The sequence below is a fragment of the Alteromonas sp. K632G genome (genome assembly GCF_017653625.1).
Lineage (GTDB): Bacteria > Pseudomonadota > Gammaproteobacteria > Enterobacterales > Alteromonadaceae > Alteromonas > Alteromonas naphthalenivorans.
In genome coordinates this window covers 192,614-207,086 of sequence record NZ_JAGGDM010000007.1, presented here as the reverse complement: position 1 = coordinate 207,086, position 14,473 = coordinate 192,614, and the positions used below count along the sequence as shown (strand labels likewise).

13 protein-coding genes are annotated in these 14,473 nt (G+C 41.0%); 3 read left to right on the top strand and 10 right to left on the bottom strand.

From position 1 onward, the window contains the following. Positions 1-260: 260 nt before the first annotated feature. The 4 genes from J5X92_RS09190 to J5X92_RS09175 form a co-directional block, all read right to left on the bottom strand. A complete protein-coding gene (locus J5X92_RS09190; protein WP_185864150.1) occupies positions 261-506 on the bottom strand; it encodes a hypothetical protein in 246 nt (81 codons plus the stop codon). A 433-nt stretch (positions 507-939) separates the two neighbouring features. After that, entirely contained in the window at positions 940-2,340 is a 1,401-nt protein-coding gene (locus J5X92_RS09185; protein WP_126872288.1) for a DEAD/DEAH box helicase, read from the bottom strand. Positions 2,341-2,432: 92 nt separating this feature from the next. Then, complete coding sequence (locus tag J5X92_RS09180; RefSeq protein ID WP_126872287.1) at positions 2,433-3,089, bottom strand: CoA transferase subunit B; 657 nt, start codon at positions 3,087-3,089, stop codon at positions 2,433-2,435. Further along, positions 3,089-3,820: a CoA transferase subunit A gene (locus J5X92_RS09175; RefSeq protein WP_126872286.1), complete on the bottom strand. Its 732-nt coding sequence runs from the start codon at positions 3,818-3,820 to the stop codon at positions 3,089-3,091. Before J5X92_RS09175 ends, J5X92_RS09180 begins: the two co-directional genes overlap by 1 nt. Before the next feature lie 218 nt (positions 3,821-4,038). Between J5X92_RS09175 and J5X92_RS09170 the strand changes: the two genes are divergently transcribed. Continuing rightward, positions 4,039-4,926: a LysR family transcriptional regulator gene (locus J5X92_RS09170; protein WP_013784049.1), complete on the top strand. Its 888-nt coding sequence runs from the start codon at positions 4,039-4,041 to the stop codon at positions 4,924-4,926. A gap of 27 nt (positions 4,927-4,953) precedes the next feature. Here the strand turns inward: J5X92_RS09170 and J5X92_RS09165 are convergent, their stop codons facing one another. Both J5X92_RS09165 and J5X92_RS09160 read right to left on the bottom strand, forming a co-directional pair. Further along, entirely contained in the window at positions 4,954-5,709 is a 756-nt protein-coding gene (locus J5X92_RS09165) for a hypothetical protein (protein ID WP_208805556.1), read from the bottom strand. 72 nt (positions 5,710-5,781) lie between these two features. Next, positions 5,782-6,483, bottom strand: a complete 702-nt coding sequence (locus tag J5X92_RS09160) for a HAMP domain-containing sensor histidine kinase (protein ID WP_208805555.1) — start codon at positions 6,481-6,483, stop codon at positions 5,782-5,784. A gap of 245 nt (positions 6,484-6,728) precedes the next feature. Here J5X92_RS09160 and cysB point away from each other — a divergent pair, with 245 nt between their 5' ends. Next, on the top strand, positions 6,729-7,703 hold the full coding sequence (gene cysB, locus J5X92_RS09155) for an HTH-type transcriptional regulator CysB (RefSeq protein ID WP_013784052.1): 975 nt from the start codon (positions 6,729-6,731) through the stop codon (positions 7,701-7,703). Positions 7,704-7,873: 170 nt separating this feature from the next. Here cysB and J5X92_RS09150 read toward each other — a convergent pair whose 3' ends face one another. Continuing rightward, the gene (locus J5X92_RS09150) at positions 7,874-11,080 is read right to left on the bottom strand and encodes a Tn3 family transposase (RefSeq protein WP_208805553.1); all 3,207 of its coding nucleotides are present in this window, start codon (positions 11,078-11,080) and stop codon (positions 7,874-7,876) included. Positions 11,081-11,105: 25 nt separating this feature from the next. On the opposite strand from J5X92_RS09150, the gene J5X92_RS09145 reads away from it, so the two are divergent. Then, entirely contained in the window at positions 11,106-11,942 is an 837-nt protein-coding gene (locus J5X92_RS09145; protein ID WP_208805551.1) for a SprT-like domain-containing protein, read from the top strand. A gap of 116 nt (positions 11,943-12,058) precedes the next feature. Here J5X92_RS09145 and J5X92_RS09140 read toward each other — a convergent pair whose 3' ends face one another. The 3 genes from J5X92_RS09140 to J5X92_RS09125 form a co-directional block, all read right to left on the bottom strand. After that, on the bottom strand, positions 12,059-12,946 hold the full coding sequence (locus J5X92_RS09140; protein ID WP_280115967.1) for a heavy metal sensor histidine kinase: 888 nt from the start codon (positions 12,944-12,946) through the stop codon (positions 12,059-12,061). Between the two features lie 24 nt (positions 12,947-12,970). Then, on the bottom strand, positions 12,971-13,822 hold the full coding sequence (locus J5X92_RS09135; RefSeq protein WP_208805549.1) for a sterol desaturase family protein: 852 nt from the start codon (positions 13,820-13,822) through the stop codon (positions 12,971-12,973). A 250-nt stretch (positions 13,823-14,072) separates the two neighbouring features. After that, positions 14,073-14,453 carry a hypothetical protein gene (locus J5X92_RS09125; RefSeq protein WP_208805545.1) on the bottom strand — a complete coding sequence of 127 codons (381 nt, stop codon included), beginning with the start codon at positions 14,451-14,453 and terminating at the stop codon, positions 14,073-14,075. Between the last annotated feature and the right edge of the window lie 20 nt (positions 14,454-14,473).

Genomic DNA, 14,473 nt, shown 5'->3' with positions numbered 1-14,473 from the left:
TCGCAATCCATAAATAAACAGGGTTCACTAGATAAAATATTTGCGGAACTACTAGTCCGATGAGTTGAATCGCAATTAAGGCTAAACCCGGCATTGCTAACTTTAAGTGTTCCATCCTTGTCTCCTAACTTCTCAATACCGCGCACATGCACGTAGGACATAATAGCGAAGCAGCCCTGCGTGTATGCGCTCCAGCCAACGTAGTGGCGAGTTTATTGAGTTGTATGGTGCGTCATATACATCCTTGAATTATGTATTCGTTATTCCGGCTTGGTAAATGGTGTGATGAGGAAAGGGTTTTTACTATATTTAGCCGCATACCAAAAGGCCCACGCAAGAGCAGCTATTAGAATAGCCTTGGAGCAGCCCATTAATGCAGTAATAATATCGGGTAAGGCAATTAGACTAGAAACGAACAGAGTGACTGCGAAAAAGCTACAAATAACAGCACCGAGCATTGCGCATGCTCTTGTAACTGGGTGAAATACTTTGCTTTGTTTATTCATTAAAATTCCATTTCTAAATATCCGAGAAGCACATAACTTTTAACTAACAGTCGCAGGCGACTTAGGCAGTTCTACTGTAACAAAATTCAAATTCATTACTTTAAATAATTGGATACCGCTTGGAAACTAACAATTTACGAGACCCCAATGCGGCCTGTCTAAACACCCCAAAATAAAGTGTTTAATTTTATTCATATTGTCAGATTAACCGCTAACACCAGAAAATAAAACAAATCTTAATGGTGATTTTTGCTCATGAAATTAAAAATACCAAAATCGTGTGTTAGGGGAATAAGATGTATTATTTTAAAATGCTGTGGCAGCGATTAAGTAAATTGATGGGTAATTTGCAATAAAAAAGAAAAAGGAGCCCTTAGGCTCCCTTGCAAAAATTTAAATCTGTAACCAGAAATATTTCTGGTTTCAACTATACCTAGCTAGTTTTATCGCTATTATCTAAATCATCATCAGCACTGTTATCTAGGTTAATGCCAGATTCAAATTCGGTATCATCTTCAGGTTCAAGTTCTACTTTTCTTGGTTTACGTTTTACTGGCGCCATACCAATTTCTGTACCTGCCATGGTGTCTACGCGGCGTACTTTCTTAGCAACAGTTGCTTCTGCGCCATCTTGCTTACTGGCTTTATTTTTCTGCGTATCTTGTTTAGGCGTAGGGGCTTTAATTCCTTTGAATTTAGCAGGTAGTGCTTCGTGTGCCTCGCACTCTAGGTCATATTGTAAATGTGCCTTCAGTGCTATAAAGCTCTTCCAATCGCGAGGACCAACAAATGAAGCGGCTTCGCCTTTTTGACCAGCACGTCCCGTCCTACCAATACGGTGAATGTATTCGTCCGCATTTTTGGGTAAATCAAAATTAATAACCAAACCAACTTTAGATAAATCTAAACCTCGTGATGCCACATCGGTAGTCACCAAAACAGAATGCTGGCCTCGGGCGAACTCACTCATAATTGCAGCACGTTGATTTTGTGGTAAGTCGCCTCGTAAGGCGATGGCTTCAAGCTTGTCTTTGTTTAACATGGTGGTTAAACGGTCGGTATCTTCACGGGTTGCGGTAAAGACAATAGCTTGGTTATAAGTACGGTTTGAAATTTCGTGATGAAGTAGGGCGTCTTTATGCTCGATATTATCGGCAAAGAAACACTGTTGTTGAATATCGCCATGGTGCGCCGTTGAATCACCTACCGATACACGCACTGCAGCTTTAGTTAAACGGGCAGTCATGTAGTTGAGCTCAATGCTATCTAACGTAGCTGAAAACAGCATGGTTTGGCGTTTACGGTGGTTCGCAAATTCATTAATCATGTTTAGCTGTTCTGAAAAGCCTAAATCAAGCATGCGATCAGCTTCATCAAAAATAAGCAGCTCTAGGCCATTTAAAAATACACTTTTGTCTTTCAAATGATCGGCCACTCGGCCAGCAGTACCCACGATAATATGTGGGTTTCGGCGTAACGCTTTCACTTGGTCATTATAGTTTTCACCGCCCACAACCAAGGTGCAAGACAGGTTCAATCCCGCACACATGGTTTTGGCTTCTATGAAAACTTGCTTCGCTAATTCGCGAGTAGGTGCAAGAATAAGCGCGCGAGGGTCTTGTCGACTTAACGCCTTTTGCGACATCATTCTATTTATGGCCGGAATTAAAAATGCGAGTGTCTTACCCGATCCCGTTTTAGATGAGGCAATAATATCTTTACCCTGAATAGCAGGAAGCATACTTTTTTCCTGAATTTCAGTAAGCTCGGTAAAGTTTCTACTTTCGAGTTTGGTAATGATTTTGTGATGAACGGGTAAGTCAGTAACTAGCAAGATTCGGCCTCATGAATAATATCATTGCGTATTATCCCTTAAAGGCCGATATTATGAAAGCTTGCTATGCGTTTACCTTGGCGAAAATGCAGTTATACCTGCATTTCGGTCACATTTTCCGAAACAACTAATTTGCCGCCGGTTTTTGCTTGTATATCTTCAACTGTTACACCCGGAGCACGTTCTTTAAGTAAAAAGGCGCCATCCACCACTTCTAATACAGCAAGATCGGTAATAATTCGGGTTATGCAATTTACCCCGGTTAGCGGCAGGGTGCACTCACTAAGCAGTTTTGGGTTGCCACGTTTATCGGTGTGAGTCATGGTCACAATTATATTTTTAGCGCCTGCCACTAAGTCCATAGCGCCGCCCATACCTTTAACAAGCTTCCCGGGGATCATCCACGACGCAATGTTACCGTTTACGTCTACTTCAAATGCGCCTAGTACGGTAAAATCAACGTGGCCGCCACGGATCATGGCGAAGCTTTCCGCAGAGTTAAAAATTGAAGCTCCGGTAATGGCGGTAACGGTTTCTTTACCCGCGTTAATCATATCTGCGTCTAGCTCATCTTCATGAGGGTAGGGGCCCATACCTAATAAACCATTTTCAGATTGCAGCATTACACTAATGCCTTCAGGCACAAAACTAGCGGCTAACGTAGGAATACCTATTCCCAAATTAACATAATCGCCATCTTTGAATTCTTGAGCCACACGCATTGCTATTTGGTCTCGTGATAATGCCATTATTGTGACTCCTTTGCTGTGGTGTTTTGTACAGTTTTAGAAACAACCCTACGTTCTATGCGTTTTTCAAATTCCCCTTTTATGACTCTATTTACATAAATGCCGGGCGTATGAATTTCACTAGGGTTTAGCTCACCTGGTTCAACAATCTCTTCTGCTTCTACCACTGTAATTGTGCCCGCGGTGGCTGCCATAGGGTTAAAGTTTTGTGCAGTATGACGATAAACACAGTTTCCGTAACGGTCGGCTTTCCACGCTTTCACTATGGCAAAGTCGCCCGAAATGGCTTCTTCTAAGATATAAGGGCGGTCATTAAACGTTTTCACCTCCTTACCTTCACCTACAGGCGTGCCATAGCCAGTAGCAGTATAAAAAGCGGGAATACCTGCACCACCAGCACGCATCTTCTCGGCTAGCGTGCCTTGCGGTGTAAGTTCAACTTCAAGCTCGCCATTTAATAATTGCTTTTCAAACAGGGCGTTTTCACCTACATAGGAAGACACCATTTTCTTAATTTGTTTGTCTTCCAGCAAGATGCCCAGTCCAAAACCATCTACACCACAGTTATTAGAAACCACAGTAAGGCCTTTAGTGCCCATGGTTTTAACTTGAGCAATGAGCCCTTCTGGAATGCCGCATAGCCCAAAACCACCAGCAATAACTGTCATACCATCGGTCAGCCCGTCCATGGCTTCTTGATAGGTAGTGACGACTTTGTCAAATCCCGACATGGTACTTCCCCTTAAATTTAGCTTTGATAAAATGTGTTAAGTAAAAGTATCAACAATGTTATCAATTATGTAAAATTGAATTAATCACTCAATTAATAAGTTTTATTTATTAATTGAGTGGTTAGTGATGGTTGTTAATTTTTCGGATTACGGGCAAGTCAATGTGTTGGCTATCATGTCGGTTATCATTTCAAACATAGGGTGTGGGTCTTAGTTGAATGAATATTTCATACAGAAATTTGCAGGCTTTTATTCACGTAGCGCAATCAAGTACCTTTGCTGAGGCTGCTATTAAGCTTCACCTTACCCAGCCAGCCCTTTCATCTGCAATAAAGAAAATGGAAGAACAGCTTGGCGGAAAATTGTTTAGTCGCAGCACCAGGCATGTGGCATTAACCAAAGAAGGTGAAGCCTTATTACCTAACGCTATCAGAATAATGAGGGACTGGGACGACACTTTTGGTGATATTCAGAACCTGTTCGCCATGGCTAAAGGGCGCCTAACTATTGCGGCTATGCCTTCCTTTGCCGAATCACATTTACCGCATTTACTTAAACGGTATCACCAACTTGCGCCCAATATTAACCTGCGTATTTTAGATGTGGTGATGGAGAACGTGATTTATGAAGTATCAGAGGGCAGAGCCGAGATGGGCTTCACCTTCGAACCGCAGCAGAATGAGGGGCTTATATTCACACCTCTTTTCGACGATTGTTTTGTCGTGGTGGTGAACCCCCAGCATGAATTGGCAAAAGCAAAAACGGTTAATTGGGAAACGTGTATCGAATACCCTATGGTAATGATGAATAGGGGGTCGGCAGTAAGAATGTGGACGCAACAGAAGATAAGTACCGTGGGTGAAGCCGTTATTGTTGCCGAAACAGGGCAGTTGGGTACCCTTGGTCAGCTAATTAAGCAGGGGTTAGGCATCGCTATTATGCCATCGCTGTGCATTGCGTCGATGGAAAGCATAGCGCTAACCGTGCTTAAAATGGAAGAAGACCCCTTGGTAAAAAGGGTGGGCATGGTGAAAAACGCCAAGCGTGATATGTCAGTGGCTGGTCAAGCATTATGGACTGAGGTGTTACATCACTACCATAGGTAAAGTGTCAAATGCTGATAAACAGGTGCGTTACCATTTTTTCTTAGGCGCAAATAACTCATCCAATTCATCACGCTCTTCTTCTTGTTTCTTCGCTCTGTCTTGTGCGTTAACGCTTTTAAGATTATTTTGAATTTCTGACAACCATTCATGCAGTGTGGCCAAACGAGACTGTGTGTATTCATCTTGCTGATTTTGATTTTCTAGCGCAGTTTTTGCTTTTTCGTAATACTGACGGGCTGAACCTAACATGTTCGACTGCTGTGCAGCTCTGCCGCGTTTGATTAGCGTTTCAACATTAACCTTAATTTGTAAGCGTTCTAATTGTTTGTCTTCGTCATAAAATACTTTGCTTTCAACTTTGCCTTTACTGTGTTCTGAACGAAGTAAAATGCGAAGCTTTTTAACAGCCTGAATGTACTGAATAATAAGTTTGTCATTATCGGGTAAAACGAATTCGTTAGCGCTAACCGAGTCAGGGTTTTGTGAAGCGGATTTTTGCTCTGCATTGGCAAGTTTTTGTTTTGCTTCTGGCGTACCGCCAAGCTCATTGACGGTTTTAAGCGCACCTAAAACTCGGTTATCCAAGATTTGTAACATGCGTCCTGAAATAGGCATGTTTGAACACGCTAGAATAACATTCTTTGTTTCATCAATTACCGCGCGTTGTTTAGCCAGATCTGCCCGACGCTCCGAGTCAGCCTTAGCGCGATGTTGCTGCATAGCATTTATAAAGATTGCCGCTATCAGTAATACAACAATCAGAATTATTATTATCATGTACATGCGCGTATTTCCGTTTAATACTTAATTCGAATTATATGCTGGCTTTCACTGCCAAACTATTATGCGTTAATGTTACGGTATTTTTACCCTAAATACACTTCCGCCAAGAGAACCGCCATTGCTTAAAGAAATCTCTCCTTGCAGTTTGCCTTGCGAGTGAGCAGATGCAATAAGTCTAGCAAAGAAAAGACCTAACCCTGTTCTACCTTGACTAAGCTCAAAATCGGCTAAATCTTCGTGACTTTTCTCAAGCATAGACGTTGGATAGCCGATGCCATCATCTTCCACGCAAATATGTAGGCAGTCATCTTCAACCTGTGCTGAAATACAAATTTGAGAGGTACCATACCGAAGGGCATTTACCAATACGTCGTTAATTAATAGGTATATAAGCTCTCTATCTAAATACCAACTTAAATTGAGGTCGACATTCGCCTTAACCACAATTTCTTTTTGTTCAATGTAAATATTATTAGACCCAACTACATCGTCTATTAAGTCACTAACAAAGCATTCATCTACTGTTATCGGCAGACTTTCTAATTCTGCACGATAAAGTGATAAAATTTGTACTAAATTGGTATTAAGCCGCGATGCTTCGTAATGCACACTAGCTACTTGCTCTCGTGCTTTACTATTTTCAGGGGCTAAATCATTAGAAAGATTTTCAATTGACTGAATAAGAAGAAATAATGAATTTTTCATATCGTGCACAGCAGCAGCTAGCACCGACGAAAAGTCGATAGGAGAGGTAAGTTGCTTTTTTTCACTCATATGAATAAAACCCGTTATTTTCCTTAAATTTGAAGGTGTTGTACCAATTAAAACATCTGTAAGGATAAAGGAAAACAATTATTCAGTAGGTAACCCATTTTCAGTATTACTTATTTAGCGCAAAATTACCTACTATTTTGTGGGTTAATCTGTCACTTTTGTAATAGCTTATCGTAATTATTAGTAGTTTTGGTTATAACGATAAGGTTATAGTACACAACTGGTTACAAGGAGCGATGTTTTACATGAAATTACAACAGCTACGTTACATAGTAGAAGTACTTAACAATAATCTGAATGTTTCTGCCACGGCAGAAAGTTTATATACCTCTCAGCCGGGCATTAGTAAGCAGGTGAGAATGCTAGAGGATGAGTTGGGTGTACAGATTTTTGGGCGTAGTGGTAAGCATCTAACCCATGTTACTGATGCCGGAAACGATGTCATTAATATATCCCGCGAAATTTTAGCCAAAGTAGAAAGTATCAAAGCGGTGGCACGGGAGCATACGCTACCCGATCAAGGTAAGCTAAATATCGCCACTACGCATACGCAAGCACGTTATGCGCTACCTGATGTGATCCAAGGTTTTATGAGCAAGTACCCGAAGGTGTCTTTACACATGCATCAAGGGACGCCATCGCAAATCAGTGATCTGGCCGCTAAGGGCGAAGCCGACTTTGCTATCGCTACTGAAGCTTTGCATTTATACAATGATTTAGTGATGTTGCCTTGTTATCACTGGAATCGAAGTGTAATTGTGAACAAAGACCATCCTTTGTCGAAGAAAGGCTCTATTGATATTAGCGATATCGCCAAATACCCCCTTGTAACCTATGTATTTGGTTTTACTGGTCGCTCAGAACTCGACCAAGCGTTTGAGCGTGCGGGCCTTACTCCTAAAATTGTCTTTACCGCCACCGACGCCGATGTCATTAAAACTTATGTGCGGTTAGGTGTGGGTATTGGTGTTATTGCGTCCATGGCCGTTAGCGATGAACTCGATTCAGACTTAGTGAAAATTGATGCAAGTCATTTGTTCGATTACAGCACGACCAAAATAGGCTTTAGAAAGGGCTCTTTCTTACGAAGCTATATGTACGACTTTATTGAGCGCTTTGCACCGCATTTAACGAAAGATAAAGTTGAAAAAGCCATGATGCTAAAAAACAATGATGAAGTTGAAAAGATGTTCAAAGGTGTAACTTTACCAGTTAAGTAAGCTAGATTAGCCAAACAGGTAAATTTAGCGTTGAAAAGTTAATCGGATCATTTGGATTAGCTGTCTATGTATGAAAATACGTAACAGAATGGCTGAACTACCGTTTAGGTCACTGATTTACGATATTATAATATAAGCCATTGATTAAAATGGCTTAATAATACAAAAAATTAAATTGATACGTCTCTCATCTGCTTTAATGTAGATCCAAATTGGCTTCGCACAACTGGGTTGAATTCATAAATACCCATGAAGTTAATATGCGCCCAAGCGATAACCGAGCCAGTCGATATTGATTCAATGACATTCGCACGTTCATCATGTGAACAAAGAGATAGACAATGGTCAGACAAAAATAAGTAGTTCCATAGAATAATCATATTGCGTAACAAGGTATTACTGGCCATGACCAATTGAATTTCGTCCTGCAGACCGACTTGTAACCTACCGTTTCTTCCAAACAGTACTTTGTCTGCAAGTTTTTGACCTAACTCGACTCTGTTAAGCTGCTTCTGAATATTTTGCCTGAGCGCTTCATCGTCTACATAGTTTAAAATGAAGTGGGTCTTTAGCAAGCGTCCGAATTCTTTAAAGGCTTTATATAGTGTGTTGTCTCGCTCACTACTGGATAACATTTTTAACATTTGTGAAGCACTGCAGCGCTTCAACTTCATAGACGCCATAAGCCTTAATATATCATCCCAATTATCCAATATGAGTTTCTTATTAATTTGCGTCTTCGGCGCTAATGGCGAATCAGAGTAAGAGTATTTGTTGGTTGTTTTAGACTCATAAGCATACAGAGTTTGATGATGAACATTTTTAATGCGTGGTGCAAAAGACACGTCCATGAAATGCAAACCAGCAAACACAGCTTCAGTATAACCATGCGTGTCGGTGCTATGAAAGTGCTCCTCTATATCGTCTTGCATCAATGCATGTTTTGATGATACTAACCCTTCAAGGACATAAGGCGCCTCGCGATCTGATGACGTTAAGACATTGACATGAAAAAAGGACTGTTTTTCGTCAAGAAAACTATTAACGCTTATCCCTTGTTCTTTGCCGTAATATTTGTATGAATAATTTGCAAGCAAAGAGTTCACGTTAACCACGACTTTCTTACCATCGCTACTTGAATGTAATCTGCCATCATTTTCATTATATATGGTGGGTAAGGAGAGAGATTGGATTGTTTTGACTAAAAGGTCATTTGCTCGTTGGAAGTTTTGAGTAGATATCCACGAATTTTCTGTATCTTTTAACGCTTTTTCTGAAAATAGCCTACTTGCTCTAGCGAGCTCTGTATGACCCAAGTTTGTTCCTAAACTTAATATTGTGGCGAATAGTAAGCGCACGTCTACTTCAGATTTACCAGCACGTGGAAGACGATTGCGAAAACAACTTGAAAAATCAGTCTGCCGGTTTATTTCGAACATGACATCTTGAAGCGTAACTGAGCGAGAAGCTCCTAATAGCGTGGGTATGTATTTCGCGATCGAAAATTCGGGGTCGGGATATTTAATCCGCCAGGTACCATCTTCTTTTGTCGAAAAATGTGAGTTTTCATTGTTGTTAATTCGCCTAGTGACGTCTTCAAATCTTCGCGTTACGCTCCTACCAATGTCGGCAAGTACCGCTTTTCCGTCTGCAAACTTTTCAAGCGATGCTGCTGCCAACAGCCGTTTTCGATGATGGTCCCACTCTTCGATACCAATCATATAACTTGGCGTCTGTCTATAACGGTAGGAATAAGTTAACGTTAATGACTTGTTCTTTAGTCCTCTCGCCACACTCATGAATAGGAACGCCCGATATTTGTTTATTGGATTGATATCGTCCTCTTCATTCAGGTGAGCCGATTCGATTTTACTTAAGAACGCAGTAGGTGAGTCTTCATCGATAATTTTTGGTTGGGATAAGTAGAAGGTTATGGCTTCCAACAGTCCTTGATCTTTGCTTTGCGTGTCAAAGCTCATAGACTTAATGAGCGGACCTAGTGTGCGCTGGAGTTTGATGCTGTTTTCAAACAGCGAGCGATAATAATCAGCATGGGTAGCCAGTTTAGTAATGCTGTTCCCAACACGTTCAATATGCTTTTCAAAATCAGGGTTTTCGGCATTAAAAAAAGCACTTATTAGCTGATGTGCGCGCTCGTTTCGTTCTTCAAAAGACAAATCCGCATCTTGGGTGATGGAATATACTAGCTCTAACACTCTCCTGGCATCTTTAGCGCTATTTAGTACTGTTTTATTAGCCTCAAGTGTACTGACTCGTTGCTCGTCGCGTTTGGTCCGCTCATTACCTTTTGCTTTGTTTGTAAATTGTTTAACTACTTTTAAAATAGCATCTGCAGAAAAATCATGGCGCTTATAAAACTGATCATAAATAAAAGACAAATAGTAAAGCGACTGTTTGTTGTCATTTTTCAATCGCCGGATTTCATCGTTGTTCCCTAAGTAAATTGCATCTGAAAAATGTTTAATCGCTTCGTCTGTGAGCCCCATTTTTTTGTAAACAGGTGATAGTTCAAAAAAGTGCTCGCCAAACACCTTTAGTATTGCCGCATTTTGATTGAGGATCCTCTGGCCAAGGCCTTGATCGATTCTTTTTAGCTCTCTGATGCTATATAGATGCGATTGCGCAGAAAAAAACTGCAACAGCGACTTTTTCTTTTTGAGTGATAATGACTCTTCAACCAAATCAAGCATCCGTGTTTCATAAGAATGAAAAGCAGTCGAGATAATATCAACAAACTGATTATATGCGGGGATCTCGACGCGGCGCATCCAACAATACGAGACAAGTGCAAACAACATATCTTCTTTGTTCATGCGGATAGATACTAAGCTGTCTGCATGTGCTGCTAATAGTGCAGTCGTGTTAGATGTCATTGCTTGCCAGTTGTATTGCGCAAGTATTTGTTTCTTTTGCCGAGAGGCAACTTCTGGCGAATACGTCGATAAATCAATAGTGCTTTTAAGTGATAGTGCCTTTATTGCTGTTTTTATATCGGCGTCAATAAAGCGACTTGTTTCAAAAAAACGTCCCTTTGCTTGAAAGTATGCCTTAGACACTAAGTAACCGACCTTGGCAACGTCAGATTGCATTTTGTTCAAAATCTTTTTAGTTTCGACATCTAAAGTGAAATAGCCAATACTTGCTTCTTTCGTTAGTTTTGGTACGCTATCAAATGCCCGCTTTCTCGCTGAGGAAAGTACTTTCATTTTCGCCATTTTATCATTCCTTTTAGTTATTAAAATCAACCTATTAATTACGTTATCTCTAAAAACGTGCAGTGTACACTGTTGTAATTTAAAGAAATGGTAATTAAAAGCGCAATATATATAACTGTATCGTCTTACTAAATTAGTCATTTTCGTGTAGTGTACAGTGACTAATATGTCAATAATTTACGGATATTCATCAGCAAAAATGTCGCCCACAAACGAACTGTATGCGCCTCTGATAAAGGCATTTGACCACTTTAATCGCGCATTATTTAATAACGAATTGCCGCCTGTCATTTTTACAGTCCAGCGTAAGAAGAACGTGATGGGGTTCTTTGCGGCAAAACGGTGGGGGAATGCGCAAGGTGATCTCTGCAGTGAGTTGAGTATCAATCCTTCTTATTTTGCTTCTTCGAGAATAATAGAAGTTTTTCAGACCTTGGTTCATGAGATGGTGCATGCATGGCAATTTCATTTTGGTCTGCCCAGCGAGGGACATTACCACAACAAAGAGTGGGCGCAAAAGATGATGGATGTAGGCTTGATGCCGTCAGACACGGGGGAGCCGGGTGGGGCGATTGTTGGACGCAATATGAGTGACTTTATTATGAAGCAAGGCGCGTTTATGCAAGCGGCAAACGCACTTCTGCAAGACGATACATTCAACTTAAACTGGGTTGACCGCTTGGCGTTGCCGAAACTTTATGAGCCGATAATTGTTGATAATCCAATATTAAAACCAAATTCGCAAGTCGAACACTTCGCGCACGCAAGCGACATTCTAAACGCTAATGTCATATCGCTGAGCGATGAATTACAGAACGTTTCATTTCCCTCTGAGCGCGAGGACTTTACGTCTATGCCAGATTCTTTTTTCATCCGTGAAGTTGCCAAGCGCCAAACGCGAACAAGGCATATCTGCCCGGGTTGCAATACGAAAGTTTATGGGAAGGCGTCATTGAATATCATCTGCGGTGACTGTGAATTACCTTTTATGATGGATTCATGACAAGTTCAACAAGATTTTTGTGCCAATAGTTGCCACCCCAGTGTTAAGAATTCGATAATAGACACCTGCCCTGATCTACTTGGCGTCAAACGAAAGTCGTTTTTTACCAGCACATTTTATTTTTTATTTTCCATGAATTTTATAGTGAAGCAGGTGTTTTGGGTTGAAGATTCTGCATAGATATCACCCCCATTGATCTTTATTATTGACTTAGCAATCGTTAAGCCAAGTCCCGCACCTTGCCCATCTCGTTTGCGTGAAAAATCTGTTCTGTAGAAACGGTCAAACAAACGACTCAAATGTTCTTCAGGGATGACATCTCCATGGTTAATTATTGAAATGGAGAAGGCGTCAGCCGAATCTTTTGTTTCAATAATAATTTCATCGTCGTTAGGTGAGTAACGAATTGCGTTAGATATCAGATTACTAAGTGCCTGGCGAAACATTGTTTTATCACACACTAACTCAATTGACGGGCCGCGCAGGGTAAGCGTTATATCTTTCTCATCAGAAAGCACTTCAAAATACTCAGTTAAGTCCCTGATCTCTTGGTTAACGTCTATTTTGTCTTTACTGGGTGTAATCAATCCATGCTCGGTTTGCGCTAGCAACAACATGTCGCTGACCATCTTGCTCATTCTTTCATATTCTTCAAGATGCGAATACAGTATATCCGTATACTCTTCGTTACTTCTTTCTCGGTTTAAAATTACTTGCGTTTGTGTCGTCAAGTTAGTGATTGGGGTTCTTAATTCATGTGCGATATCGGCGGAAAAAAAGGACAGTCTTGAAAAACCATCTTCCAACTTTTGGATCATAGTATTAAATGAGTCGACTAACACCGTTAATTCAGTGGGGACGCCATTTGTGCTTAACCTCGCATCTAAATGGTCAGCAGATATTGTTTCAATTTTTCTACTAAAGCTGCTAAGTGGCGAATGGCCTCGATAAATTGCGAACCTTGCCGCCAATATCGTCACAATAGATGCGCATAGGGTTCTCAACCATTTTTTTATAACTGACTCAGTTCAGATTTTCGATCTAAAAGGTTCAATGAGCTGTACCATATATCCTTTTGGATAATTAGGTTGACTGTCGATCCCCAAGTCTCCATCACACGGGGAAGGGTGCTTGCTCGAGTCTATTACAAATGTACCAAGCAGGTGATCCCAGAAGTGTGTAAATAAGCCAAAATTAACGTTTCCTTTGATACCATCTTTTATGTGATGATGGCGATGACCAGGTGCTACAGCCCAAACGTATTTTAGGGCTCCAATCCTCATATCAACGTTGGAATGCTGAAGTAGCAACTGGATTGCAGCACTAAATCCTAATAGAGCTCCGATTTCTAAAGGCATACCGATCAGAAGTAGTGGGAACGTGCCTGCACTTAGTTCAATTGCTTGGTGAAGGGGATGCTTTAATAATCCATTAAAACCGTACATTCGTTTAACGCTATGATGCACGGCATGTAAGCGCCAAAGCACATCATTTTTATGGCTAATATAGTGTGCCATTGTGATCCCAAAATCCGCTACGATGACGGCAAAGCCAAGTTGTAATAGTATTGGCCATTGGTGGGGCCAAACACTAAAATGCGGCACTATGGTGGTCATTATTGGGATCATTGCAACCGTAATAATTAAAGTACCCTCATTAACGACTGCATGGACAATATCACGCACCAAATCACCTCGAGGTGTGTTCCACACTTTTTCATAAGGTAGCCATTTCTCTGTCGCAAACGATACGACGACCGCGAGTAAAAGCAGCGGTATAAGCCATGCAGGGGATAGTGTCCTATCGATAATGTTGATTGCAGCAAAAATAAAGCTTAAAAAAAATAGTGGGCTGAATACCCACTTACCTATTGTTTTCATATTATCTATCTACTCATCGTTTCACTGATACGTAAATTATTGCTTATTTAGGTGTGATTAGGCTTGTACATAACGGCTAATTAACATGACATTTAATGGTGTGCGGTTTGAATAACGAGGAAGGTGCAAAACCAAATAACTGTCTAAATGTTTTGCTCATATGCGGTAAGTCAGAAAAACCTGCAGCATGCGCTGCTTCTGTCAGTGTCGCTGACTTGCTCAATTCTTCTATGGCTTTTCGTATCCGCCACTAGACAATAAAACGGCTAATTGGTATACCCACTTCTTGCTTGAAAAGGTGCGTTAACCGACTTGGGGACAGGAATACTTTGGAAGATAAAAATTTCAAGTCGATGGCACTGCCTCGACGAGAAGCAATAATGTCGATAACAGCCCTTACTCGTTTATCCGCTTTACGCATTGAAGGGGGAGGGCTGTTGACTAACCCCATAGCTGTATTAATTGTTCTCCACACATTGTCGATATTGACATCAGCAAGTAGGTGTTGGGTAATGCAGCCCAACTGGATGTCCGACAAAGGAATTGCACTTATCCCGTCCCCCACAGCTTGACGTAAGGCATCCAAGAAATGTTGATTTTGCTCATCTTCGGGCTCCAGAAAAAGGGCCACTATTTGGGTATCCGGCGCCA

Excerpts from the sequence above, each read along its gene's own strand:
- J5X92_RS09190 (WP_185864150.1), bottom strand. The coding sequence starts at position 506 with ATGAATAAACAAAGCAAAGTATTTCACCCAGTTACAAGAGCATGCGCA.
- J5X92_RS09180 (WP_126872287.1), bottom strand. The coding sequence starts at position 3,089 with ATGGCATTATCACGAGACCAAATAGCAATGCGTGTGGCTCAAGAATTC.
- J5X92_RS09175 (WP_126872286.1), bottom strand. The coding sequence starts at position 3,820 with ATGTCGGGATTTGACAAAGTCGTCACTACCTATCAAGAAGCCATGGAC.
- J5X92_RS09170 (WP_013784049.1), top strand. The coding sequence starts at position 4,039 with ATGAATATTTCATACAGAAATTTGCAGGCTTTTATTCACGTAGCGCAA.
- J5X92_RS09165 (WP_208805556.1), bottom strand. The coding sequence starts at position 5,709 with ATGTACATGATAATAATAATTCTGATTGTTGTATTACTGATAGCGGCA.
- J5X92_RS09160 (WP_208805555.1), bottom strand. The coding sequence starts at position 6,483 with ATGAGTGAAAAAAAGCAACTTACCTCTCCTATCGACTTTTCGTCGGTG.
- cysB (WP_013784052.1), top strand. The coding sequence starts at position 6,729 with ATGAAATTACAACAGCTACGTTACATAGTAGAAGTACTTAACAATAAT.
- J5X92_RS09150 (WP_208805553.1), bottom strand. The coding sequence starts at position 11,080 with ATGACTAATTTAGTAAGACGATACAGTTATATATATTGCGCTTTTAAT.
- J5X92_RS09145 (WP_208805551.1), top strand. The coding sequence starts at position 11,106 with ATGTCAATAATTTACGGATATTCATCAGCAAAAATGTCGCCCACAAAC.
- J5X92_RS09135 (WP_208805549.1), bottom strand. The coding sequence starts at position 13,822 with ATGAAAACAATAGGTAAGTGGGTATTCAGCCCACTATTTTTTTTAAGC.